This is a genomic window from Paraburkholderia sp. 31.1 (assembly GCF_014397645.1).
GTDB lineage: Bacteria > Pseudomonadota > Gammaproteobacteria > Burkholderiales > Burkholderiaceae > Paraburkholderia > Paraburkholderia tuberum.
The window spans coordinates 218,966-240,983 of record NZ_VZQN01000001.1; the positions used below are offsets into that span (position 1 = coordinate 218,966).

The 22,018-nt window shown below is 63.9% G+C and carries 22 protein-coding genes and 1 tRNA gene; 10 read left to right on the forward strand and 13 right to left on the reverse strand.

Features of this window, described 5'->3' with window-relative positions; genetic code table 11:
• Positions 1-225: 225 nt before the first annotated feature.
• Both rpmA and rplU read right to left on the reverse strand, forming a co-directional pair.
• Positions 226-486 carry a 50S ribosomal protein L27 gene (gene rpmA / locus F6X37_RS01035; protein ID WP_008923994.1) on the reverse strand — a complete coding sequence of 87 codons (261 nt, stop codon included), beginning with the start codon at positions 484-486 and terminating at the stop codon, positions 226-228.
• Positions 487-511: 25 nt separating this feature from the next.
• Positions 512-823 (reverse strand): 50S ribosomal protein L21, encoded by a 312-nt coding sequence (rplU, locus tag F6X37_RS01040; protein ID WP_007180329.1) that lies wholly within the window; start codon positions 821-823, stop codon positions 512-514.
• A 286-nt stretch (positions 824-1,109) separates the two neighbouring features.
• On the opposite strand from rplU, the gene F6X37_RS01045 reads away from it, so the two are divergent.
• Complete coding sequence (locus F6X37_RS01045) at positions 1,110-2,102, forward strand: polyprenyl synthetase family protein (RefSeq protein ID WP_026229109.1); 993 nt, start codon at positions 1,110-1,112, stop codon at positions 2,100-2,102.
• A 49-nt stretch (positions 2,103-2,151) separates the two neighbouring features.
• Positions 2,152-2,228: transfer RNA gene (locus F6X37_RS01050), tRNA-Pro, on the forward strand.
• Between the two features lie 16 nt (positions 2,229-2,244).
• Here F6X37_RS01050 and F6X37_RS37825 read toward each other — a convergent pair.
• On the reverse strand, positions 2,245-2,358 hold the full coding sequence (locus tag F6X37_RS37825; RefSeq protein WP_410451179.1) for a hypothetical protein: 114 nt from the start codon (positions 2,356-2,358) through the stop codon (positions 2,245-2,247).
• Positions 2,359-2,470: 112 nt separating this feature from the next.
• Between F6X37_RS37825 and F6X37_RS01055 the strand changes: the two genes are divergently transcribed.
• From F6X37_RS01055 to yacG, 7 genes are all read left to right on the forward strand, one after another.
• Positions 2,471-3,769 carry an HlyC/CorC family transporter gene (locus F6X37_RS01055; protein WP_187610008.1) on the forward strand — a complete coding sequence of 433 codons (1,299 nt, stop codon included), beginning with the start codon at positions 2,471-2,473 and terminating at the stop codon, positions 3,767-3,769.
• A 147-nt stretch (positions 3,770-3,916) separates the two neighbouring features.
• On the forward strand, positions 3,917-5,173 hold the full coding sequence (locus F6X37_RS01060; RefSeq protein WP_184051022.1) for a GspE/PulE family protein: 1,257 nt from the start codon (positions 3,917-3,919) through the stop codon (positions 5,171-5,173).
• Positions 5,170-6,408 (forward strand): type II secretion system F family protein, encoded by a 1,239-nt coding sequence (locus tag F6X37_RS01065; protein ID WP_187610009.1) that lies wholly within the window; start codon positions 5,170-5,172, stop codon positions 6,406-6,408. The genes F6X37_RS01060 and F6X37_RS01065 overlap by 4 nt, the downstream gene beginning before the upstream one ends.
• 27 nt (positions 6,409-6,435) lie before the next feature.
• Entirely contained in the window at positions 6,436-7,377 is a 942-nt protein-coding gene (locus F6X37_RS01070; RefSeq protein WP_184058556.1) for a prepilin peptidase, read from the forward strand.
• Positions 7,378-7,380: 3 nt separating this feature from the next.
• Positions 7,381-7,995, forward strand: a complete 615-nt coding sequence (gene coaE, locus F6X37_RS01075; RefSeq protein WP_187610010.1) for a dephospho-CoA kinase — start codon at positions 7,381-7,383, stop codon at positions 7,993-7,995.
• A 188-nt stretch (positions 7,996-8,183) separates the two neighbouring features.
• Complete coding sequence (gene zapD, locus F6X37_RS01080) at positions 8,184-8,939, forward strand: cell division protein ZapD (protein WP_008921182.1); 756 nt, start codon at positions 8,184-8,186, stop codon at positions 8,937-8,939.
• 123 nt (positions 8,940-9,062) lie between these two features.
• Entirely contained in the window at positions 9,063-9,266 is a 204-nt protein-coding gene (gene yacG, locus F6X37_RS01085; RefSeq protein WP_090801947.1) for a DNA gyrase inhibitor YacG, read from the forward strand.
• Between the two features lie 87 nt (positions 9,267-9,353).
• Here yacG and F6X37_RS01090 read toward each other — a convergent pair whose 3' ends face one another.
• The 4 genes from F6X37_RS01090 to secA all read right to left on the reverse strand — a co-directional run bounded on the left by F6X37_RS01090 (position 9,354) and on the right by secA (position 14,915).
• Entirely contained in the window at positions 9,354-9,800 is a 447-nt protein-coding gene (locus F6X37_RS01090) for an NUDIX domain-containing protein (RefSeq protein ID WP_187610011.1), read from the reverse strand.
• The gene (locus F6X37_RS01095; RefSeq protein WP_187610012.1) at positions 9,797-10,666 is read right to left on the reverse strand and encodes an ATP-binding protein; all 870 of its coding nucleotides are present in this window, start codon (positions 10,664-10,666) and stop codon (positions 9,797-9,799) included. Before F6X37_RS01095 ends, F6X37_RS01090 begins: the two co-directional genes overlap by 4 nt.
• A gap of 37 nt (positions 10,667-10,703) precedes the next feature.
• The gene (gene argJ, locus F6X37_RS01100; RefSeq protein ID WP_090801950.1) at positions 10,704-11,945 is read right to left on the reverse strand and encodes a bifunctional glutamate N-acetyltransferase/amino-acid acetyltransferase ArgJ; all 1,242 of its coding nucleotides are present in this window, start codon (positions 11,943-11,945) and stop codon (positions 10,704-10,706) included.
• Between the two features lie 153 nt (positions 11,946-12,098).
• Positions 12,099-14,915: a preprotein translocase subunit SecA gene (gene secA, locus F6X37_RS01105; RefSeq protein ID WP_187610013.1), complete on the reverse strand. Its 2,817-nt coding sequence runs from the start codon at positions 14,913-14,915 to the stop codon at positions 12,099-12,101.
• Positions 14,916-15,200: 285 nt separating this feature from the next.
• On the opposite strand from secA, the gene F6X37_RS01110 reads away from it, so the two are divergent.
• On the forward strand, positions 15,201-15,683 hold the full coding sequence (locus F6X37_RS01110; protein ID WP_187610014.1) for a DciA family protein: 483 nt from the start codon (positions 15,201-15,203) through the stop codon (positions 15,681-15,683).
• Between the two features lie 64 nt (positions 15,684-15,747).
• Here F6X37_RS01110 and lpxC read toward each other — a convergent pair whose 3' ends face one another.
• The 6 genes from lpxC to F6X37_RS01140 all read right to left on the reverse strand — a co-directional run bounded on the left by lpxC (position 15,748) and on the right by F6X37_RS01140 (position 22,017).
• Positions 15,748-16,665: a UDP-3-O-acyl-N-acetylglucosamine deacetylase gene (gene lpxC, locus F6X37_RS01115; RefSeq protein WP_187610015.1), complete on the reverse strand. Its 918-nt coding sequence runs from the start codon at positions 16,663-16,665 to the stop codon at positions 15,748-15,750.
• 286 nt (positions 16,666-16,951) lie between these two features.
• Complete coding sequence (locus F6X37_RS01120; RefSeq protein WP_090801956.1) at positions 16,952-17,455, reverse strand: peroxiredoxin; 504 nt, start codon at positions 17,453-17,455, stop codon at positions 16,952-16,954.
• Positions 17,456-17,720: 265 nt separating this feature from the next.
• On the reverse strand, positions 17,721-18,923 hold the full coding sequence (gene ftsZ, locus F6X37_RS01125) for a cell division protein FtsZ (RefSeq protein ID WP_184058571.1): 1,203 nt from the start codon (positions 18,921-18,923) through the stop codon (positions 17,721-17,723).
• 116 nt (positions 18,924-19,039) lie between these two features.
• Positions 19,040-20,272 carry a cell division protein FtsA gene (ftsA, locus tag F6X37_RS01130; protein WP_008921172.1) on the reverse strand — a complete coding sequence of 411 codons (1,233 nt, stop codon included), beginning with the start codon at positions 20,270-20,272 and terminating at the stop codon, positions 19,040-19,042.
• Positions 20,273-20,299: 27 nt separating this feature from the next.
• Positions 20,300-21,052, reverse strand: coding sequence for a cell division protein FtsQ/DivIB (locus F6X37_RS01135; RefSeq protein ID WP_187610016.1), 753 nt, complete (start codon positions 21,050-21,052; stop codon positions 20,300-20,302).
• A 23-nt stretch (positions 21,053-21,075) separates the two neighbouring features.
• Positions 21,076-22,017, reverse strand: a complete 942-nt coding sequence (locus tag F6X37_RS01140) for a D-alanine--D-alanine ligase (RefSeq protein ID WP_187610017.1) — start codon at positions 22,015-22,017, stop codon at positions 21,076-21,078.
• Position 22,018: the final 1 nt, after the last annotated feature.

A 22,018-nucleotide genomic window follows, 5' to 3' on the forward strand; every position in this document is an offset into this window, starting at 1 on the left:
CCGTGGTGTACTGCCCGATTCGATGCAGGGGTTGATACTGATTGGATGCTGCTATTTTGCCGCGCGCGCCGCGCGTTGATCAATCGACCGAACGGCATAGTCCGCCGATGAGGAGCGGTCGGCTGCGCGGCTTGGGCGCCAAGCTAAAGGGGCGCCGCAATAAAAAAAGGCCCCGCGAACTTCGCGGGGCCTTTTTCCGGTCCTGAAGCCCGTGCCTGATTAAACTCAGGCTGCCGGGACGACGGAAACGGTGTGCTTCTTCGCCGCGCCCTTCGTCGAGAACTGGACGTGGCCGTCCTTCAGCGCGAACAGGGTGTGATCCTTGCCCATGCCGACGTTCTCGCCAGCGTGCATGCGCGTACCGCGCTGACGCACGATGATGCCACCAGCGTTGATAGCCTGGCCGCCGTAAACCTTCACGCCGAGGCGCTTCGACTCGGAGTCGCGGCCGTTTCGGGACGATCCGCCTGCCTTTTTGTGTGCCATTTGATTTGCTCCTTAACCGGTGCGCTTACGCGTTGATCGCGTCGATGCGCAGTTCGGTATAGTTCTGGCGGTGGCCGCCATGCTTCTGGTAGTGCTTCCGGCGACGCATCTTGAAGATCGTCACTTTGGCGTGACGACCTTGCGACACGACGGTAGCCTTGACGGAAGCCCCACTGACCAGCGGCGTACCGAACTTAATCGATTCGCCTTCGCCCACTGCGAGAACCTGGTCGAGCGTGATTTCAGCGTCAATGTCTGCCGGTATCTGTTCTACTTTAAGTTTTTCGCCGACGGCAACCTTGTACTGCTTGCCACCGGTTTTTATGACCGCGTACATTGAGAACCTCACTCTGTATTCATTTTTTCCCACGCACCGCGCGCGGAAACTGTCGATTATACATAGAGTTAGCTGCTCGGTCAAAACCTGCTTACCAAACCGTCTACCGTCCGGCTTTGCCCTCCCTCGCAGGCGCTCGCAGATGGCATACCTGCGACGCGCGGCGCCCCGCAGACGGCCTTGGCAGGCGCCCCGCGCGCCATGCGGAACGCATCCACGCGGCAGCCGACGACCCGGAAGCGCCCCGATCGCCTTATAATTCGCGGCACTACCCAATTCAGCCATCATGTCGTCGACTGCCACCACCTCCCCCAACGTCGCCAGCCTGCTTGCTCCGATCGCCGAAGACATGCAGCAGGTCAATCGCGTCATCCGGCAACGTCTTGCGTCGGACGTGATGCTAATCAATCAGATTTCCGAATACATCATCAGCGCCGGCGGCAAGCGGCTGCGGCCCGCGCTGCTGTTGCTGGTGGCGGGCGCGCTGGGCGATACGACGGGGCACCGGCACGAGCTGGCAGCGGTCGTCGAATTCATCCACACGGCCACGCTGCTGCATGACGACGTGGTCGACGAGTCCGACCTGAGGCGCGGCCGCCAGACCGCCAATGCGCTGTTCGGCAACGCGGCGAGCGTGCTGGTCGGTGACTTTCTTTACTCACGGTCGTTCCAGATGATGGTCGGCGTGGGCAAGATGCGCGTGATGGAAATTCTGTCGGAGGCGACCAACATCATCTCTGAAGGCGAAGTGCTGCAGTTGTTGAACATGCACGATGCCGACGTCGACGAAGCCCGTTACATGCAGGTGATCCGCTACAAGACCGCAAAGTTGTTCGAGGCGGCCGCCCAGCTCGGCGCGGTGCTGGCCGGCGCGGACGCGAAAACCGAAGCCGCCGCCGCCGAGTACGGTCGTCGCATCGGCACCGCGTTCCAGATCATGGACGACTGGCTCGACTACACGGGGACGGCCGAGTCGATGGGCAAGAACGCCGGCGACGATCTGCGCGAAGGCAAACCGACGCTTCCGCTCATCTATCTGATCGAACGCGGCACACCCGAGCAGTCGGCGCTCGCGCGCGAAGCCATCGAGCAAGGTGGCACCGACCGTTTCGATACGATTTTCGACGCGATCACGCGCTCGGGCGCGCTGGATCACACGCTCGAGTGCGCGAAACAGGAGGCGCAGGCAGCCGCGGCAGCAATTTCGTCGTTTCCCCATTCCATTTTCAAAGAGAGCCTGCTAGAATTATGCTCTTACTCGACGGCAAGACAGTCTTGAACGAGACCGAAACACCGAATTAGTCTGAATCGAGTCAGCAGTACCCAATCGGGGTGTAGCTTAGCCTGGTAGAGCGCTACGTTCGGGACGTAGAGGCCGGAGGTTCGAATCCTCTCACCCCGACCAGATTCTCCTTGTTAGCTCAAGGTTCAAAACCGCCGCAGCGTTGCTGGGCGGTTTTTCGTTTTGCGCGGCGCTTTTTTCGTTGCTCTCGTGCTGCCCTTCGCCGCTTTCTTTCCTCCGGCTCGCCAGGCACAGCGCGTACGTTGCCACGTTGTCGTCCTAGCGGCGTCAGCCGTCGTCCACACCGGAGCGCGCGGCCCCCTCTGCTATATTCTCTCCATCCTTTCCCTTATTTTTCACGACGCGTGGAACAACTTCCCTTATGGGCGCAGATCGGCGCCGTCCTTCTGCTACTTGTCTGCTCCGCCTTCTTTTCCATTTCCGAGACAGCGATGATGGCGCTCAATCGTCATCGCCTCAAACATCTCGCCAGCAAGAACACGCTCGGCGCAAAGACGACTCAGGGCCTGCTCGCAAAAACCGATCAGCTGCTCGGCGTGATCCTCATCGGCAACAACCTGTTCAACACGATCATTCCGGTACTGACGACATCGCTCGCGCTGCATACGTTCGGCCGCAATAGCCTCGTGCTGTCGATCGCGACCGGTATCGTCGCGTTCCTCATTATCGTGTTCGCGGAGATCACACCGAAGATCGTCGGCGCGACGTTTCCCGAGAAAATCGCGCTACCCGCGAGCCTGCTGATCGCGCCGTTGATGCGCGTCGCGAGACCACTGATCTGGTTTGTCAACCTGTTCGCGACCGGCATCCTGCGCGTGCTGCACATCAACACGAAGGGCGCGCGCGACCAGCGGCTGTCCACCGAAGAACTGCGCACCATCGTGCTCGAGTCGGGAAGCTTCATGCCCACCAAGCACCGCAGCATCCTGCTGAACCTGTTCGACCTCGAAAACATCTCCGTCGATGACGTGATGATCCCGCGTCGCCGTATCGAGGCCCTCGACTTCGATGCCCCGTTCGAACAGATCCTGCATCAACTGGAGACCTGCTATCACAACAAGCTGATCGTCTACCAGGGCGACATCGACCGCGTGCTCGGTGTGCTGCACGTGCGCAAGACGCTGTCAGCGCTGCACAACCAGGAGCTCGAGCGCGATACCTTGCGCGAGCTGCTCGCCGAGCCGTACTTCGTGCCAAGCGGCACGCCGGTGTTCCAGCAGCTGCAATACTTTCAGGAGAGCCGGCAACGCATCGCGCTCGTCGTCAACGAATACGGCGAACTGCAAGGCCTCGTCACACCGGAAGACATCATCGAGGAACTGATCGGCGAATTCACCACGTCGATTCCGCGTAGCGCCAGCTCGCGCGGTGGCTGGAACGAGGCGGGCGAATGCATCGTCGCGGGAAGCATGCCATTGCGCGAGCTGAACCGCTGGCTGCAACTCGGGCTACCCACCGATGGCCCCAAAACGCTGAACGGCCTGATTCTCGAAATCCTCGAAGACATCCCCGACGGCGACGTCTGCGTGCACATCGGAGACACCAAGGTCGAAGTGATGCGCAGCGACGATCAGGCGATCCGCACCGTCAAGCTTTTCAAACCGCCGTCGCGCACGAAGGCCGCTAAAGCAAGGTCAGGCTGAACTTCGCGCCGCCGCACGCTGATTTACGGTCAGCATCGCACAGGCTCGCGACACGCGCCATTAGCCGAATGGCCGAATGGCATTCGGACGCCCGCAACCGGAAGATGAAGCCGTCATGTTCTACAGGCGGCTCATCACCGGTCTCTCATGCAAACACCTTTTGCCACCGCCGCGGCATTGCCGCGCCCACTCGCTGTCGACGGCGAATCCAGCGCAACGAGTCTGAACGATCCCGACAACGCCCCAGCCGTGCGTCTGTTGACCGACACGTTGCACGAAGCGACGCGGCGCAATGCGTCGGATATCCACATCGAGCCGGCCGAGCATGGCTGGCGTGTGCGCCTGCGTATCGACGGCGTGCTGCATGAAATCCCGCGGCCGCCCGCCCATCTGCGCGACGCGTTCGTCACGCGTGTGAAAGTGCTCGCGCGCATGGACATCGCCGAGCGACGCGTGCCGCAGGACGGCCGGCTACGCCTCGCGACGTCGCCAGGGCGGCTCGAGGATTACCGCGTCAATTCGCTGCCGACACTGTTCGGCGAAAAGCTCGTGCTACGACGGCTCGACGCGTTGCCCGCCGATCTTTCGCTCGATTCGCTCGGCCTCGATCCGCGGCAGCGCGAAGCCGTCGACGCCGCGATCCGCGCGCCGCACGGTCTGATGCTCGTCACCGGACCGACGGGCAGCGGCAAGACACTATCGCTGTACTGCTTCCTGAACCTGCTGAACGGCGAGGCACGCAACCTCTGCTCGGTAGAAGACCCTGCCGAGATCCAGCTGGCCGGCATCAACCAGGTCAGCGTGCGCGAAAAAGCCGGACTGACTTTCGCGGTCGCGCTGCGGGCTTTTCTGCGTCAGGACCCGGACGTGATCATGGTTGGCGAAATCCGCGACAACGAAACCGCCGACGTTGCAGTGAAGGCCGCCCAAACCGGTCACCTCGTGCTGTCCACGCTGCATACGAACGACGCGCCCGCGGCCATCGCGCGGCTCATCGACATCGGTGTCGAGCCGTACAACCTTGCCGCCGCGCTGCGCATGGTGACCGCGCAGCGGCTGGTGCGGCGACTGTGCGTCGCATGCCGCGCGCCCGCGCCGCATTCGCCGGCGGCACTCCACGCCGCGGGCTTTGGCGAACATGAGCTCGACGGCTGGCAACCGTATGCGGCGACCGGCTGCGCGGTTTGTCATGGCATCGGCTATCGGGGGCGCGTCGGCATTCATCAGGTGATGCCCGTCTCTGACGCGATGCGTGAGCAGATCGTCGCAAGCGCGGGCGCGCACGAGCTGGCCCGCCTCGCGCAGATGGAACAGGTCGCGACGTTACGCGACGCGGCGCTTGCGCGCGTGCGCGACGGCACCACGAGTCTCGCCGAAGCACTCGCCGCGACGGAGGTCGCATGAGTACCGCCGCGCTGTCACCAACCCGGTCCGTCTCAGCCGACCTACGCTTCAGATGGCGCGGCGTCGACGCGGACGGCACGCGCCAAAGCGGCACGCTGATCGCGCCCGACGCGAGCGCCGCACGCACGATGCTCAAACGCGACAACCTCTTTATCGTCGAACTCGCAACGCAAGGGCCGGCGCCACGCCCGAAGACGAGCGCGGCCGCTGTCACGCTGTTCACGCGACAACTGTCCAGTCTGTTGCGCGCCGGTTTGGCGCTCGCGCCCGCGCTCGAACTACTCGCGCAGGCGTCGACGTCGGGTCAGCGGCAAGGCATGCCGCGCATCGTCGGCACTATCGCGCGCGACATCACCGCCGGCCTGCGGTTTTCGGCGGCCTTGCAGCGGCACCCGGCGCAGTTCAATGCGCTGTATTGCCAGCTCGTCGAGGTGGGCGAAGCGGCGGGCGCGCTCGTCACCGTGCTCGCCCGCCTCGCCGACGATCGCGAACGCGCCGCTGCGCAGCGCGCCAAGGTGCGCGCGGCTCTCACCTATCCAGCCGCGATCCTGCTGCTCGCGCTCGCGATAACTGCCGCATTGCTGGTGTGGGTCGTGCCGACGTTCAAGCAGATCTTCGATGGCTTCGGCGCGAAGCTGCCCGCGCCGACGCAGTTCGTGCTGGCGCTCTCGGCGGCCGCCGCGCGCTGGAGTGTGCCGCTGTTCATACTGATGCTCGCAATGAGCTCGGCCATCACGCTCGTGCTGCGTCGTTCGGTAGGGGCGCGCATCCGCTTCGCGCGCCTGTCGCTCGACCTGCCGGTGGCCGGCCCGCTGCTGCGCACGCTGTGCGCGGCGCGCTGGAGTCGCGCGCTTGGCACCTTGCTGTCCGCCGGCACGCCGCTCGCCGACGCATTCGATTCGCTCACTCAGGCGACCGGCAATGCCTTCTTCGATCGCGCGACGGCAAGCATCGCCATCAGATTGCGGCGCGGCGAACGGCTCGCCGCGGCTATGCTCGCGGCCCGCTGCTTTCCTCCCGAAGTCGTGCAGCCCGTTGCGGTCGCGGAGGAATCCGGCGCGCTCGACAGCATGCTGCTCGATGTCGCGTCGCTTGCGGATCGCCAGGTCGACGACAGGATCGGCACGCTATCGAGCCTGTGTGAACCGCTCGTGATCGTCGTGCTCGGCACCCTGGTCGGCGGCCTCGTCATCGCGATGTATCTTCCCATTATTCAACTCGGCAACGTGGTGTAGCATCGCAGCCGAATCCACTTCGTCACCATGCAGGCTCCTCTTCCGCTCGTGTCACAAACTTCCTCCAGCCTGCTCGCGGGCTTACTGCCGGGCCGCTTTGCCAGCGATATCGGCCTCGCGCTCGCGAGCCTGCCCGCCGGCGTGCAGATCGCATTCGCGATCGTGCTTGGCCTCGTGATTGGCAGCTTCCTGAACGTGGTCGTGCATCGATTGCCGATCATGCTCGAGCGTGCATGGCGCGCCGAAATCAGCGAGACCACCGACGTGCCGCCGCCCGACCACGGACTGCCCGCGCGCTACAACCTGTGGGTGCCGCGCAGCGCGTGCCCGCATTGCGGCCATGTGCTGAGCGCGTGGGAAAACTTGCCGGTGCTGAGCTACCTGCTGTTACGCGGCCGTTGTTCCGCGTGCGGCACGCATATCAGCGCACGCTATCCGCTGCTCGAAATCGCGAGCGCCGCTTTCGCGGCAGGCGCACTGATAGCGTTCGGCCCGACGCTGATGGCACTCGCCGCGTTCGGCCTGTGCGCGACGTTGCTCGCGATGAGCGCGATCGACGTCGACACGCATTTGCTGCCCGACTCCTTGACGCTGCCGCTGTTGTGGGCCGGCCTGATCGTCAATTTCAACGGCATGTTCACGAATCTGCATGATGCGGTGCTCGGCGCTATCTTCGGATATCTGGCGTTGTGGGCCGTGCATTGGGCGTTCAAGCTCGTGCGTGGTATCGAAGGCATGGGCTATGGAGACTTCAAGCTGCTCGCCGCGCTCGGCGCGTGGCTCGGCTGGCCCGCGCTGCCGCAGATCGTGCTGGTCGCCGCGGTGGCCGGTGCCGTGATCGGCCTCGCGGCGACGTGGCGCGGCCGAATGCGCTTCGAGGAGCCGCTGCCGTTCGGGCCGTTTCTCGCGGCGGGCGGTGTGTTGACGCTGTTCGCCGGCACGCCGCTTTATCTGGCTCTGGGGGGCTGAACCATGTTCGTTGTAGGACTCACTGGCGGCATCGGCAGCGGCAAATCGACGGTGGCCGATCTGTTCGCCGCGCGCGGCGTGCCGCTCGTCGACACGGACGTGATCGCGCATCGCATCACCGCGCCGCATGGCCTCGCAATGCCGCACATCGCCGCCGCATTCGGCGCGCAATTCGTCGCCGCCGACGGCTCCCTCGATCGCGCGCGCATGCGCACGCTCGTGTTCAGCGACGAGACCGCGCGCAAACGTCTCGAAGGCATCACGCATCCGCTGATTCGCGCGGAAACCGAGCGCGAAGAGCGCGCAGCGAAAGGACCGTATGTGATCGTCGTGGTGCCCTTGCTGGTCGAGTCCGGGACCTGGAAGAACCGCGTGAATCGCGTGCTCACCGTCGATTGCAGCGTCGACACGCAGATCGCGCGTGTGGTGAGCCGCAACGGCTTCAGCCGTGAGCAGGTGCTCGCAATCATTGCGCGCCAGGCCACGCGCGAAGCGCGGCTCGCCGCCGCCGACGACGTGATCGTCAATGACAATGCGCCGCTCGAAGAACTCGAGGCGCAGGTGGACGCTCACCATCAAGCCTATCTGTCGCTGGCGAAGGGCGATGCCGAGTTGTAGCGCGCGCAGACGCGTCGTCACCGGCACATTGAACTTTGCGCGCACGCGGGAGCCGAAGCGCTCATAACACCGGGAACTCACAAAAAAGTTGCGAAAGCGCGCAGAAAAAGTGCGTGATTGCCTGGGTAGTCCCACGGCATTAGAATGTTTTGCATTCCTGTCACCGACCACGCCCGAGGCGAGCCCGCTTGATCCTTTACGAGTACCCCTTCAATGAGCGAATCCGGACGCTGTTGCGGCTCGAAGATCTGTTCGAGCGCTTCACGTTCTTTCTGACTCAGGAAGACGCGCGGGAACATCACGTCGCACTGACAACGCTGTTCGAAATCTCCGAAGTGGCGGGCCGCGCGGATCTGAAATCGGATCTGATGAAAGAGCTCGAGCGGCAGCGGCAAACGCTCGCGCCATTTCGCGGCAATCCGGGCATCGAGCAGAACGCGCTCGAAGCGGTGCTCGGCGAAATCGAGCAGACGCTTGCGGGGCTCACGCAGATGCAAGGCAAGACCGGCCAGCATCTTGCAGACAACGAGTGGCTCGCGAGCATTCGCAGCCGCGCAATCATCCCCGGTGGTACCTGCAAATTCGACCTGCCCTCGTATTACGCGTGGCAACAGTTGCATCCCGATCAGCGTCGCCAGGACATCGCCAAGTGGGTGACACCGCTTTTGCCGCTGCGCGACGCGGCCACCATCGTGCTGCGGCTCGCGCGTGAGTCGGGCCAGGCGTCGAAGGTGATGGCGATGCAAGGCAGCTATCAGCAAATGCTGTCGGGCCGCTCGTATCAATTGATGCAGGTTCGCGTCGCGCCCGAATTGCGCGTGATTCCCGAAGCGAGCGCCAACAAGTACATGCTGTGGGTGCGCTTTACGGTGCAGGACGGCGATCTGCGGCCGCGCGCGGTCGACGTCGACGTGCCGTTCCAACTCACGCTCTGCAGCCTGTAATCGCCTGTCAATCACCGCCGCATTGAGCAGCGCACACCGGATTTGACCGAACGCGCCTTTGAACCGGCGCGAAATAGCCCTATATTCGTTACTTGTTCCGTTTGCGATTGACCGTCCGACCGTATGCCTACCGTCGTCAAATGTCCTACCTGCGGTAAAGATGTCCGCTGGACCTCCGAGAGCCGCTTCCGTCCGTTCTGCTCCGAGCGCTGCAAACAGATCGATCTGGGCGCATGGGCCGCCGAAAAATACAGGATTGGCGGCAACGAACAGGAAGGATCTTCGTCCGAAGAGGAAACGCCGCGCGGCGACTACAACCCGCACTGAGCGAGTCAGTAAAAAAGCCACGCGAACCGGCGCTGCCGATACAGCGCCCGCTACCGCGTGGCTTTTTCAGTCACTGCCTTCAATCAATCACTTCTTCTCAGCCGCGAGCCACTCCAGCACCGGGATCGTGGCCGGCAGCAACGGCGAGACATCCGCAGGCAAGCTCTGCCAGACGAAGGCCTGGCCTTCACGCCCGTGCGGCTCGCCCGACCACTGTGTCACCTTGCAGAAGAAGAGGCGCACATAGGCGTGCGGATAATCGTGTTCGAGCGTATGCCACAGATGGCTCGCCTCGACCTCGATTCCCAGCTCCTCGTGCAGTTCGCGCGCGAGCGCGGCCTCGACCGATTCGCCCGCTTCGAGCTTGCCGCCCGGAAACTCCCAGTAGCCCTCGTACGGCTTGCCCGTCGGACGCTGCGCGAGCAGATAGCGCCCATCCGGCTGCACCAGCACGCCAACCGCGACTTCGGTGACCGGACGGCCCGCGCCGTTGGCGCCGACGCTATGGCCGGCGCTTTTGTTAGCGTCGCTCATGCCGGCGTCTTACGACCGGACCAGTCGCGCGCGAACTGCCATGCGACCCGTCCCGAGCGCGAGCCACGTTCGAGCGCCCACACGAGCGCATCGCCGCGCGCCGATTCAATCTCGGCGTCGTCGCAACCGAAATGGCGCAGCCAGTGCGCGATGATCGTCAGGTAGTCGTCCTGCTTGAACGGATAGAAGCTGACCCACAGCCCGAAACGCTCGGACAGCGAAATCTTCTCTTCGACCAGTTCACCCGGATGAATCTCGCCGTCCGAAGTGTGCTTGTACGTCTCGTTGTCGCTCATGTACTCGGGCAGCAGATGGCGGCGGTTCGACGTCGCATAGATCAGTACGTTGTCGGACTGCGCGGCCACCGAGCCGTCGAGCGCGACCTTCAGCGCCTTGTAGCCCGACTCGCCTTCTTCGAACGACAGGTCGTCGCAGAACACGACGAAGCGCTCCGGCCGCTTCGCGATCAGATCGACGATGTCGCCGAGGTCGTGCAGATCGTCCTTGTCCACTTCGATCAGGCGCAGGCCGTCTTTCGCATACGCGTTCAGGCACGCCTTGATCAGCGACGACTTGCCGGTACCGCGCGCGCCCGTCAGCAGCACGTTGTTGGCCGGCTGACCGCGCACGAACTGGCGCGTGTTCTGTTCGATCAACCCCTTCTGGCGATCGATGTTCTGCAGGTCGTCGAGCGTGATCGACGAAATGGCATGCACCGGCTGCAAGTAGCCGCGACCCTGGCGCTTGCGCCAGCGGAAAGCGACCGCGGCCGACCAGTCGATGTCCGGCGCGGCGGGCGGAAGCATCGCTTCCAGGCGGCCGAGCACGGCTTCGGCCCGGTTCAGAAACTGTTCGAGTTTGTCCATGGTGAGTAGGCGGCCCGTGGCCGCGCTTTGAAGCTGATTACGAGCGGTAGTCGGCGTTGATGCTCACGTAGTCGTGCGACAGATCGCAGGTCCAGATCGTGGCTTGCGCATTACCGCGGCCGAGCACGACGCGAATGCCGATCTCGCTTTTTTTCATCACGCGCTGGCCGTCTTCTTCGCGGTAGGCCGGGTTGCGGCCGCCGGCAGTCGCGACCAGCACGTCGTCCAGATACAGATCGATCTTGCCGACGTCGAGATCGTCAACGCCGGCATAGCCGATGGCCGCGAGAATACGGCCGAGGTTCGGGTCCGATGCATAGAAGGCCGTCTTGACGAGCGGCGAGTGGCCGATCGCGTAGGCGATCTGGCGGCATTCGCCGACGCTCGAGCCGCCTTCGACATGCACGGTCATGAATTTGGTCGCGCCCTCGCCGTCGCGCACGATCAGTTGCGCGAGGTTCTGCGCGACCTCGGTCACCGCGTCGCGCAGCGCTGCATAAGCGGGCGAATCGGTGGACGTGATCGCGGGCAGGCTCGATTTGCCCGACGCGATCAGGATGAACGAATCGTTGGTCGACGTATCGCCATCGATCGTGATGCAGTTGAACGAGCGATCCGCGACGTGCTTCACGAGCTCGTCGAGGACCGGCTGCGCGACGGCTGCGTCGAACGCGAGGAAGCCGAGCATGGTCGCCATGTTCGGCTTGATCATGCCGGCGCCCTTGCTAATGCCGGTCAGCGTGACCGTGTGACCGTCGATCGTGACCTGACGCGAGCTCGCCTTCGGCAGCGTGTCGGTCGTCATGATCGACTGCGCCGCGTCGTACCAGTTCGCTTCCTTGCGGTTCGCGAGCGCGGCCGGCAAGCCCGCCTTCAGACGATCGACCGGCAGCGGTTCGAGAATCACGCCCGTCGAGAACGGCAGCACCTGCTCGGGCACGATGTCGGCGAGACGCGCGAGTTCCGCGCAGGTTTCGCGCGTCGCGGCGAGGCCCGGCTCACCGGTGCCCGCGTTCGCGTTGCCGGTGTTGATCACCAGCGCGCGAATCGGCTTGCCGCCGGCGCGCACGCGCTGCAGGTTCTCGCGGCAGACCGTGACGGGCGCCGCGCAGAAGCGGTTCTGCGTGAACACGCCGCCTACCGTCGCGCCTTCGTCGACGGAAATGACGAGCACGTCCTTGCGGTTCGGTTTGCGGATATTCGCTTCCGCCCAGCCTAGCGTGACGCCGGCGACGGGGTGGAGTTGAGCGGGATCGATCGAGGGAAAGTTGACAGCCATGGTCGCGACCTGTCGAAGAAAATGCCGGCGGACGCCGGCATCGGGGAAACGGAACTGATGACCCGGGTGTGTTGCCGGGTCACCCGCGAAATCAAAACGGCCAAACGGCGCTTAAAAACGACACGGCGCGCCCGGAAGCGCGCCGCATCGCCATCAGGCGATCTTGCCGTGGCACTGCTTGTACTTCTTGCCGCTGCCGCACGGGCACGGGTCGTTGCGGCCGACCTTCGGCACGTTGTCGGCATTCATGTGCACGGCCGCCTGCGGCGCTGCGCCGTGGCCGTGGCTCATCGCGTCGCCGATCATCGCGGCGGTGGCCGCTTCGGCCGCGACCGGCGCGGCGGCGCCGGCTTCCGCGAACTCGGCATGACGGAACTCGACGTTCTCCAGATGACCGCCCTGCTCTTCCATCTGCTCCGCGGCCGCTTCGAGCTGCTCCGGCGACTGGATCTGCACGTTCATCACGATGCGCGTGACTTCGAGCTTCACGGCGTCGAGCATCGCGGCGAACAGTTCGAACGCCTCGCGCTTGTATTCCTGCTTCGGGTTCTTCTGCGCATAGCCGCGCAGATGGATGCCCTGACGCAGATGGTCGAGCGCGGCCAGATGCTCGCGCCACGCGCGGTCGAGCGTCTGCAGCATGATCGAGCGCTCGAACGCGCTGAACGATTCGCGGCCGACCAGCTGGACCTTCGCCTCGTACCCTTCGTCCGCGGCAGCCTCGACCGCTTCGAGAATCTCTTCCGCGCTGATCGAGTTCGACTCGTTGATCATTTCCTGAATCGCGAGGTCGAGCTGCCATTCGTTGCGCAGCACTTCCTCGAGCTCGGGCACGTCCCACTGCTCTTCGATGCTGCCCACCGGCACGAACTGATGCACGATGTCGCCGACCACGCCGTGGCGCATCGCGCTGATGGTCTCGGTGATGTCGTTCGCTTCGAGCAGTTCGTTGCGCTGCTGGTAGATCACCTTGCGCTGGTCGTTCGATACGTCGTCGTATTCGAGCAATTGCTTACGAATATCGAAGTTGCGCGCCTCGACCTTGCGTTGCGCCGATTCAATCGAGCGCGACACGATGCCTGCTTCGATCGCCTCGCCTTCCGGCATCTTCAGGCGGTCCATGATCGCGCGCACGCGGTCGCCCGCGAAAATGCGCAGCAGCGGATCTTCCAGCGACAGATAGAAGCGCGACGAACCCGGGTCGCCCTGACGGCCCGCACGGCCGCGCAGCTGGTTGTCGATCCGGCGCGACTCGTGACGCTCGGTGCCGATGATGTGCAGACCGCCTGCGGCCTTCACCTGATCGTGCAGCGTCTGCCATTCGTCGTGCAGCTTCTGGATGCGGCGCTGCTTTTCGTCGGCGGCGAGCGTTTCGTCCTGCTCGATGAACGACGCCTGCTTCTCCGCGTTGCCGCCGAGCACGATGTCCGTACCACGGCCGGCCATGTTGGTCGCGATCGTGACGCGCTGCGGACGGCCCGCTTCGGCGACGATCTCCGCTTCGCGCGCGTGCTGCTTCGCGTTCAGCACTTCGTGCGGCAAGCTGACCTGCTTCAGCAGATGCGACAGCAGCTCCGAGTTCTCGATCGACGTCGTGCCAACCAGCACCGGCTGACCTCGTTCGAAGCACTCGCGAATGTCGCGGATCACCGCGTCGTAGCGTTCCTTCGCGGTCTTGTAGATCTGATCCTGCTTGTCGATCCGCTTCGGCGGACGGTTGGTCGGGATCACGACCGTTTCGAGACCGTAGATCTCGTTGAATTCGTACGCTTCGGTGTCGGCCGTGCCGGTCATGCCGGCCAGCTTCGCGTACATGCGGAAGTAGTTCTGGAACGTGATCGATGCGAGCGTCTGGTTCTCGCTCTGGATCTTCACGTGTTCCTTCGCCTCGACCGCCTGGTGCAGACCGTCAGACCAACGGCGGCCGGCCATCAGACGGCCGGTAAATTCGTCGACGATGATCACTTCGCCGTTCTGCACGACGTAGTGCTGATCCTTGAAGAACAGCGTGTGCGCGCGCAACGCCGCGTACACGTGGTGCATCAGCGTGATGTTCTGCGGCGCGTACAGGCTTTCGCCGTCGCCGATCAGGCCCCACTCGGAGAGCAGGCGCTCGGCCTTTTCGTGGCCCGACTCGGTCAGGAAGACCTGACGGCCTTTTTCGTCCAGCGTGTAGTCGCCCGGCTTCTCGACGCCGGTGCCGTCCGCCTTCTCTTCGCCGATCTGGCGCTCGAGCAGCGGCGGCAACGCGTTCATGCGCACGTAGAGTTCGGTGTGATCTTCGGCCTGGCCGGAGATGATCAGCGGCGTACGCGCTTCGTCGATCAGGATCGAGTCCACCTCGTCGACGACCGCGAAGTTCAGGCTACGCTGCACGCGCGCGTCGGTCTCGTAGACCATGTTGTCGCGCAGGTAGTCGAAGCCGAATTCGTTGTTGGTGCCGTAGGTGATGTCGGCGGCGTAGGCTTGCTGCTTCGCCGTGTGCTCCATCTGCGACAGGTTGATACCGACCGACAGACCGAGGAAGTTGTAGAGACGCGCCATCCATTCGGCGTCGCGCTGCGCGAGGTAGTCGTTGACCGTGACCACGTGGACGCCGCGGCCCGACAGCGCGTTCAGGTAGACCGGCAGCGTCGCGACGAGCGTCTTGCCCTCGCCGGTGCGCATTTCGCTGATCTTGCCGTAGTGCAGCGCCATACCGCCGATCAGCTGCACGTCGAAGTGGCGCATCTTCAGCACCCGCTTGCTGGCCTCGCGGCAGACCGCGAACGCTTCCGGCAGGATCTTGTCGAGCGATTCGCCGCTCGCGACGCGCTGGCGGAATTCACCCGTTTTGGCGCGCAGTTGGTCATCCGTCAATTGCTCGATCTGCGACTCGAGCGCATTGATCGCCGCGACGGTCTTTTGATATTGCTTGACTAGCCGCTGATTACGGCTGCCAAAAATCTTCTGTAGAAAACCGGTGGTCATCGGATCGGTGTCTGCGTCGCGGCTTCGGCTGGCTCGCGGTATGCACTATGCGCATACCGCGCCTGGGTCGGAAAGTCCTCGGCGGCTTAGTCCAAGAGTAAATTCGAATCGAGCATTTTAGCACGCGCCTCCGGCCGCGCTCGTGTCGCAGGCGTGACGGCGCCGGCCTCCGCCAGCCCCGCCCGGCAACCTCCGGCGCGGCGCGGACCGACTTCGCAAGCTGCCCGCGCGGTACAATCGCGGCGTGAGCGCGCATGGGGCGAGCTCACGTCGTCAATCCCAAACATGAGCCGTTTTTCGTCCTTTTCAAGGCCGCCGAAGCAGTTCGATCGGCGCCGTCCGCAACCGCTTGCCGAGGTACTCGGCCGCACGGACGCGTTCGCTGCGCTGCGCGCAGGCGTCGAGCAGATCGCCGCGCTCGAGAAGGATCTGCGCGAGCTGCTGCCCGATTATCTGGCGACGAGCGTCGAGCCTGGCTTCATCAAGGAGGGCGTGCTGGCCCTGTTCGCCGCGCACAACGCGCTCGCGGCACGTCTGCGGCATCTGGAGCCGCGGCTGCTGGCGGATTTGCAACAGCGCGGCTGGCCCGTGCAGTCGCTGAAGATTCGCGTGCGGCCGCAGCCGCTGAAAGAACCGCCGCCCGTAAAACAGGCGCGCATGACGCCGGCGGGCGCCGCCGCACTGCAGGCGTTGAGCGAATCGCTCGAGCCTTCGCCGTTGCAGGAGGCGCTCGCGCGCATGGCCGCGAGGCATCGGCGCAATCGCTGAACGCTCGACGAAAAAAAACGGCCCCGAGGGGCCGTTTTTCATTTGCTTGCCTGTTACGCTGGCTTTATGCGAACGCAGTCTGCGTCTCGTACGCGAAGCCGCGCGGGGCCTTCTGCGTGTCGTCGAAAGTGACGATTTCGTACGAGTCTTCGTGCGCGAGCAGTTCACGCAGCAACGCGTTGTTCAGACCGTGGCCCGACTTGTACGCGGTGTACGACGCGAGCAGCGGGTGGCCGACCACGTACAGGTCGCCGATGGCGTCGAGCATTTTGTGCTTGACGAACTCGTCGTCGTAACGCAAGCCGTCGTTGTTCAGGATGCGGTACTCGTCGAGCACGATCGCGTTGTCCATGCTGCCGCCGCGCGCGAGGCCGAGTTCACGCATCATTTCCACTTCATGCGCGAAGCCGAACGTGCGGGCACGCGCGATTTCGCGCACGTACGACGTGTTGGCGAAATCCACTTCCAACGCCTGACCGGTTTTGTCCACGGCCGGGTGACGGAAGTCGATCGTGAATTTGAGCTTGAAACCGAAGTACGGATCGAGGCGCGCGAACTTGTCGCCGTCACGGATTTCGACCGGCTTCGTGACCTTGATGAATTTCTTCGGCGCGTTCTGCTCTTCGATACCCGCCGACTGGATCAGGAACACGAACGAACCCGCGCTGCCGTCCATGATCGGGATTTCCTCGGCGGTGACGTCGACGTAAAGATTGTCGATGCCAAGACCGGCGCAGGCGGACATCAGATGCTCGATGGTCGACACGCGCGCGCCGTCTTTCTGCAACACGGAAGCCAGACGCGTATCGCCAATCGCCAGCGCCGACGCAGGAATGTCCACCGGCGAGGGCAAATCCACGCGCGAAAACACGATGCCAGTGCCCGGCGCCGCCGGGCGGAGCGTCAGATTGACTTTACGGCCGGAGTGCAGCCCGATGCCGACAGTCTTGACGATCGATTTAATTGTGCGCTGCTTCAACATGGTGGCATTCTGTTCGATTGAAAATCCTAATCAGGATTTTTTATTTCATAGCGCGAATTATACTCCAATCCCCAGACCAGCGTCTTTGCGGGGAACGTGACAATCTGTTTCGCTGCATTACCCACTGGGCTCCCCGACGGAAAGCGTGACGGGCCGATGCCCCGGAACGGAGGCGTTTCCGGTCATCGGCCCGCGTAACGGCCTGTCACAAAAGCGTCGTAATCACCGTTGCCGTAACGCCACGCGGCATAAGCGCAGGGTCGCGACGAAGGTGCGACGTCAGCAACTAGCTCAACGTGGCGAGAATACTCGCTGCATCGCTGACTTCGAATTTGCCGGCAGCCTCGACGTTCAGCGTCTTGACCACGCCGTCGTCGATCACCATCGCGTAGCGCAGGGAACGGATCCCCATGCCGCGCGCCGACAGATCCTGCTCCAGACCAAGCGCCCGTGTGAAAGCCGCACTACCGTCCGCCATCATGCGCACCTTGCCCGAGGTGTGCTGATCGCGTCCCCACGCGCCCATGACGAACGCGTCGTTGACGGACACGCACCAGATTTCGTCGATGCCGGCAGCGCGCAACTGCTCGGCATGCTCGACATAGCCCGGTACATGTTTGGCCGAACAGGTCGGCGTGAACGCGCCGGGCAATCCGAAGATCACCACGCGCTTGCCCGCCGTCTGCTCGTGCACGTCGAAACTGTTCGGTCCGATCGTGCAGCCCGCCCGGTCGTCTTCGACGTACTCGAAGAGCGTCGCGTCGGGCAGCTTTTCACCTTCCTTGATCATGCTCAGTCCTTTGCATCGATGCGAAGCACGCTCGCACGTCCTCGTGTCGCAGTGAATTTCGGTTCGGCCCATTCAACTATAAGCCAACGCCGTTCGGCGGCAGTCACTTCGTCCGCTTCGCGAATCCGCAGAGGGCAGTTGCCCCTGCCGCGAATCAGACGATAAGCGACCTGCTTGCCGTTCACCCGCCACGCTCGTGCGTTCGTCCGCCAGCGCTGCATCTGCGACCTTACTCGCAACGCGGCAACGAAGCCTGCCCGTGCGCTCAGTCCGCCTGCTTGCGCAGGAATGCCGGAATGTCGTACGTATCGACGCCCTTTTCCTGCAGCGCCTGCACGTGCGAGGCCGCCGTGTCGCGCGACGTGCGCCACACTGCCGGCGTATCGAGCGCGCCGTAGTCGGCCGTGCTGGCGTGGCCTGCCGCCGGTGCGTACGCCGCATGCGCCATCGCGCCGATCGGCTGGTTGTCGGTGCCGGTGCGCAGCAGCGTCATCGGTGCAGATTGCTGCTTCTTCGCCGCGCGGCCGAGGCCCGTCGCGACGACCGTCACGCGCAGCGCGTCGCCCATCGCGTCGTCGTACACGGCGCCGAAGATCACCGTGGCATCTTCCGCGGCATAGCTCTTGATCGTGTTCATCACTTCGCGCGTTTCCGACAGACGCAGCGAACGGCTCGACGTGATGTTGACCAGCACGCCACGCGCGCCCGACAGATCGACGCCTTCCAGCAGCGGGCTCGCGACGGCCTGTTCGGCCGCAAGACGCGCGCGATCGACGCCGGCAACCGTCGCCGTGCCCATCATCGCCTTGCCCTGCTCGCCCATCACGGTCTTCACGTCTTCGAAGTCGACGTTGACGAGACCGTCGACGTTGATGATTTCCGCAATGCCCGCGACCGCGTTGTTCAGAACGTCGTCAGCGCACTGGAAGCACTTGTCCATTTCGGCGTCGTCGCCCATCACCTCGAACAGCTTGTCGTTCAGCACGACGATCAGCGAGTCGACGTGATCCTCCAGTTGCTGCGAACCGGCTTCCGCCACGCGCATACGCTTGCCGCCTTCGAATTCGAACGGCTTGCTGACGACGCCAACGGTCAAAATACCCATTTCCTTCGCGATCTGCGCGACGACCGGTGCCGCGCCCGTGCCGGTACCGCCACCCATGCCGGCGGTGATGAACACCATGTGCGCGCCGCGCAGTGCGTCGGCGATACGCTCGCGTGCTTCCTCAGCGGCGGCGTGGCCCATTTCCGGCTTGGCGCCCGCGCCCAGACCCGTGTTGCCGAGCTGGATCACCGCGGTGGCACGCGAACGCGACAGCGCCTGCGCGTCCGTGTTCATCACGATGAAGTCGACGCCTTGCACGCCTTTGTTGATCATGTGCTGAACGGCATTGCCGCCAGCGCCACCGACTCCGACGACCTTGATGATCGTGCCGCTCGTTTCGGTTTCCAGCATCTGGAATTCCATGTTGCCTCCGTCAAGATAAAAAGTTACCGCCACTCGGCGTTATCCGGCAGGAGATCGGGCAACCCCCTGTCGCGCGCCGGCCGCCGGCACCAGCGCGAATTTCTCGAAACCCGTAGTCAGAAGTTGCCGAGGAACCAGTCCTTCATGCGCGAGAACACCTGTCCCATCGACCCCGACTGCACCGCAACCTTGCGCCCGCGCATACGCTGCGAGCGTCCTTCGACGAGCAGACCCATCGCCGTCGAATAGCGCGGATTGCGCACGACGTCGGCGAGACCGCCCGCATACTCCGGCACGCCGATGCGCACCGGTTTCAGGAAAATGTCCTCACCGAGCTCGACCATGCCGATCATCATCGACGCGCCGCCCGTCAGCACGACGCCCGAGCTCAGCAGTTCTTCATAACCCGACTCGCGCACCACCTGCTGCACGAGCGAAAACAGTTCTTCGACGCGCGGCTCGATCACGGCCGCCAATGCCTGGCGCGACAGCGTGCGCGGCCCGCGCTCGCCGAGACCCGGCACTTCGATCATCTCGTCCGGATCGGCGAGCGCCTGCTTGGCGATGCCGTAGTCGACCTTGATGTCCTCGGCATCCGGCGTCGGCGTTCGCAGCGCCATCGCGATGTCGCTCGTGATCTGGTCGCCGGCGATCGGAATCACGGCCGTGTGGCGAATCGCGCCTTCGCTGAAGATCGCGATGTCCGTCGTGCCGCCGCCGATGTCGACCAGCACCACGCCCAGTTCCTTTTCGTCTTCCGTCAGCACCGCGAGCGACGACGCGAGCGGCTGCAGAATCAGGTCGTTCACTTCGAGGCCGCAGCGACGCACGCACTTGACGATGTTCTGCGCCGCGCTCACGGCACCGGTCACGATATGCACCTTCACTTCGAGGCGGATGCCGCTCATGCCGATCGGCTCGCGCACGTCTTCCTGACCGTCGATGATGAATTCCTGCGTGAGGATATGCAGCACCTGCTGGTCGGTCGGAATGTTGATCGCCTTGGCGGTTTCGATCACGCGCGCGACGTCGGCCTGCGTGACTTCCTTCTCCTTGATCGCGACCATGCCGCTCGAATTGAAGCTGCGGATATGGCTGCCGGCGATGCCGGTGAACACATTCGTGATCTTGCAGTCGGCCATCAGCTCGGCTTCCTCGAGCGCGCGCTGAATCGACTGCACGGTGGCTTCGATATTCACCACCACGCCCTTCTTGAGCCCCTTCGATTCGCTCTGGCCGAGACCGATCACCTCGTAGTGACCCTCGCCCTTCAACTCGGCGACGATGGCCACTACCTTCGACGTTCCGATGTCGAGGGCGACCAGCAGATCTTTATAGTCTTTACTCATAGCGTGCTCAGTGCGTGTGATGTCCGTTTACTTCTTGCCCTTGTCGGGTTCGCTGATGAAGCGCATGCCAGTGGCACGAATCGCGAAACCGTTCGGATAGCGCAAGTCCGCATTCTCGATATCCTTTCCCCAACGTTGCGTCACCGCGCTCCATGCCGCGGTCAGGCGCTTGCTGCGATCGGCCAGCGTGTCCTGATTGCGTTCGCGGCCCAACTCCACCTGCGTGCCGTTCGACAGCTTCACCGTCCACGCGTAGCGCGGCGACAGCGTCACTTCCTCGGGCGTCTCGTGGATCGCCGCGAACCACTTCTGGAAGTCGTGATAACGCGCGACGACTTCCTTCGCCGTACCGTCCGGGCCGTCGAACGCCGGCAGGTCTCCGTCGAGCTCGCCCTGGTTCGCGGTGAACAGCTCGCCGTCGACGCTCACCAGCTGATCGCTGCCCCACGTCCCAAGCGGCTTGTACTCCTCGAGCGTGACAGCCAGTGCATTCGGCCACACGCGCCTCACGCTCGCGTGACGCACCCACGGCATCTGCTCGAACGCCTGCCTTGCGGCGTCGAGATCGACCGTGAAGTAGTTGCCCTTCAGTCGCCCCACCACGCCGGCGCGTACCGTCGGCGAATTGATGTGCTCGGTATCGCCGTCGATCTGGATCTCGCGCAGCGCGAAATTCGGGCGCTGGATCAGCCAGTAAGCGCCCGCCGCCAGCAGCACGAGCACCAGCAACGCGTGCAACGCGTTGGTGGCGAGATTGAGCTGGCGAACGTTGTTCCACATGGTGTCGCTTGCGGTTGCCTTGGTTAATCCTGCAGCGTCAGCGCCAACACGCCGACCACCAGTTCCTGATAGCTGATGCCGACCGCGCGCGCCGCTTTCGGCGGCAGCGAGTGATCGGTCATGCCGGGCGCCGTATTCACTTCGAGGAAGTACGGCTTGCCTTCGCCGTCGAGCATGAAGTCCGCGCGGCCCCAGTCGGTGCAGCCGAGCACGTCGAACGCGCGGCGCGCGAGCACCTTCAGACGCGCTTCCTCTTCGGCGCCGAGACCGCACGGAATCAGATACTGCGTGTCGTTGGCGACGTACTTCGCGTGGTAGTCGTAGAACTCGCCGGCCGGCACGATACGGATCACCGGCAGGTCCAGATTGCCGGCGATGCACGCGGTGTATTCGCCGCCGCCTTCGATGCTCTTCTCGACCACGACGATACGGTCGTGCTTCACGGCTTCGATCAACGCGGCCGGCAGCGCGTCCGCGCGCTTCACCTTGATCACGGCGACACTCGAACCTTCGCTCGCCGGCTTCACGAACAGCGGCAGACCGAGCTTCGCGACGATCTCCTTGGCGCGCGCTTCGTAGTCGTCACCGCGCAGCACCGCTTCGAACGGCGGAGTCGGAATGCCGAGCTGCTGCCACACGAGCTTGGTGCGGAACTTGTCGAGACCGAGCGCCGAGCCGAGCACGCCGCTACCGGTGTAACGGATGCCATAGAAATCCAGCGCGCCCTGGATCTGGCCGTTCTCGCCGTAGCCGCCATGCAGCGCGTTGAACGCGCGCATGAAGCCTTCATCCTTCAACGCGGACAGCGGACGCTCGGCCGGATCGAACGGATGCGCGTCGACGCCCGCGTCACGCAGGCCTTGCAACACCAGGCGCCCGGAATTGAGCGACACCTCGCGCTCGGCGGAATTACCGCCGAGCAGCACTGCCACCTTGCCGAATTGTTTAGGGTCGATACTGCTCATC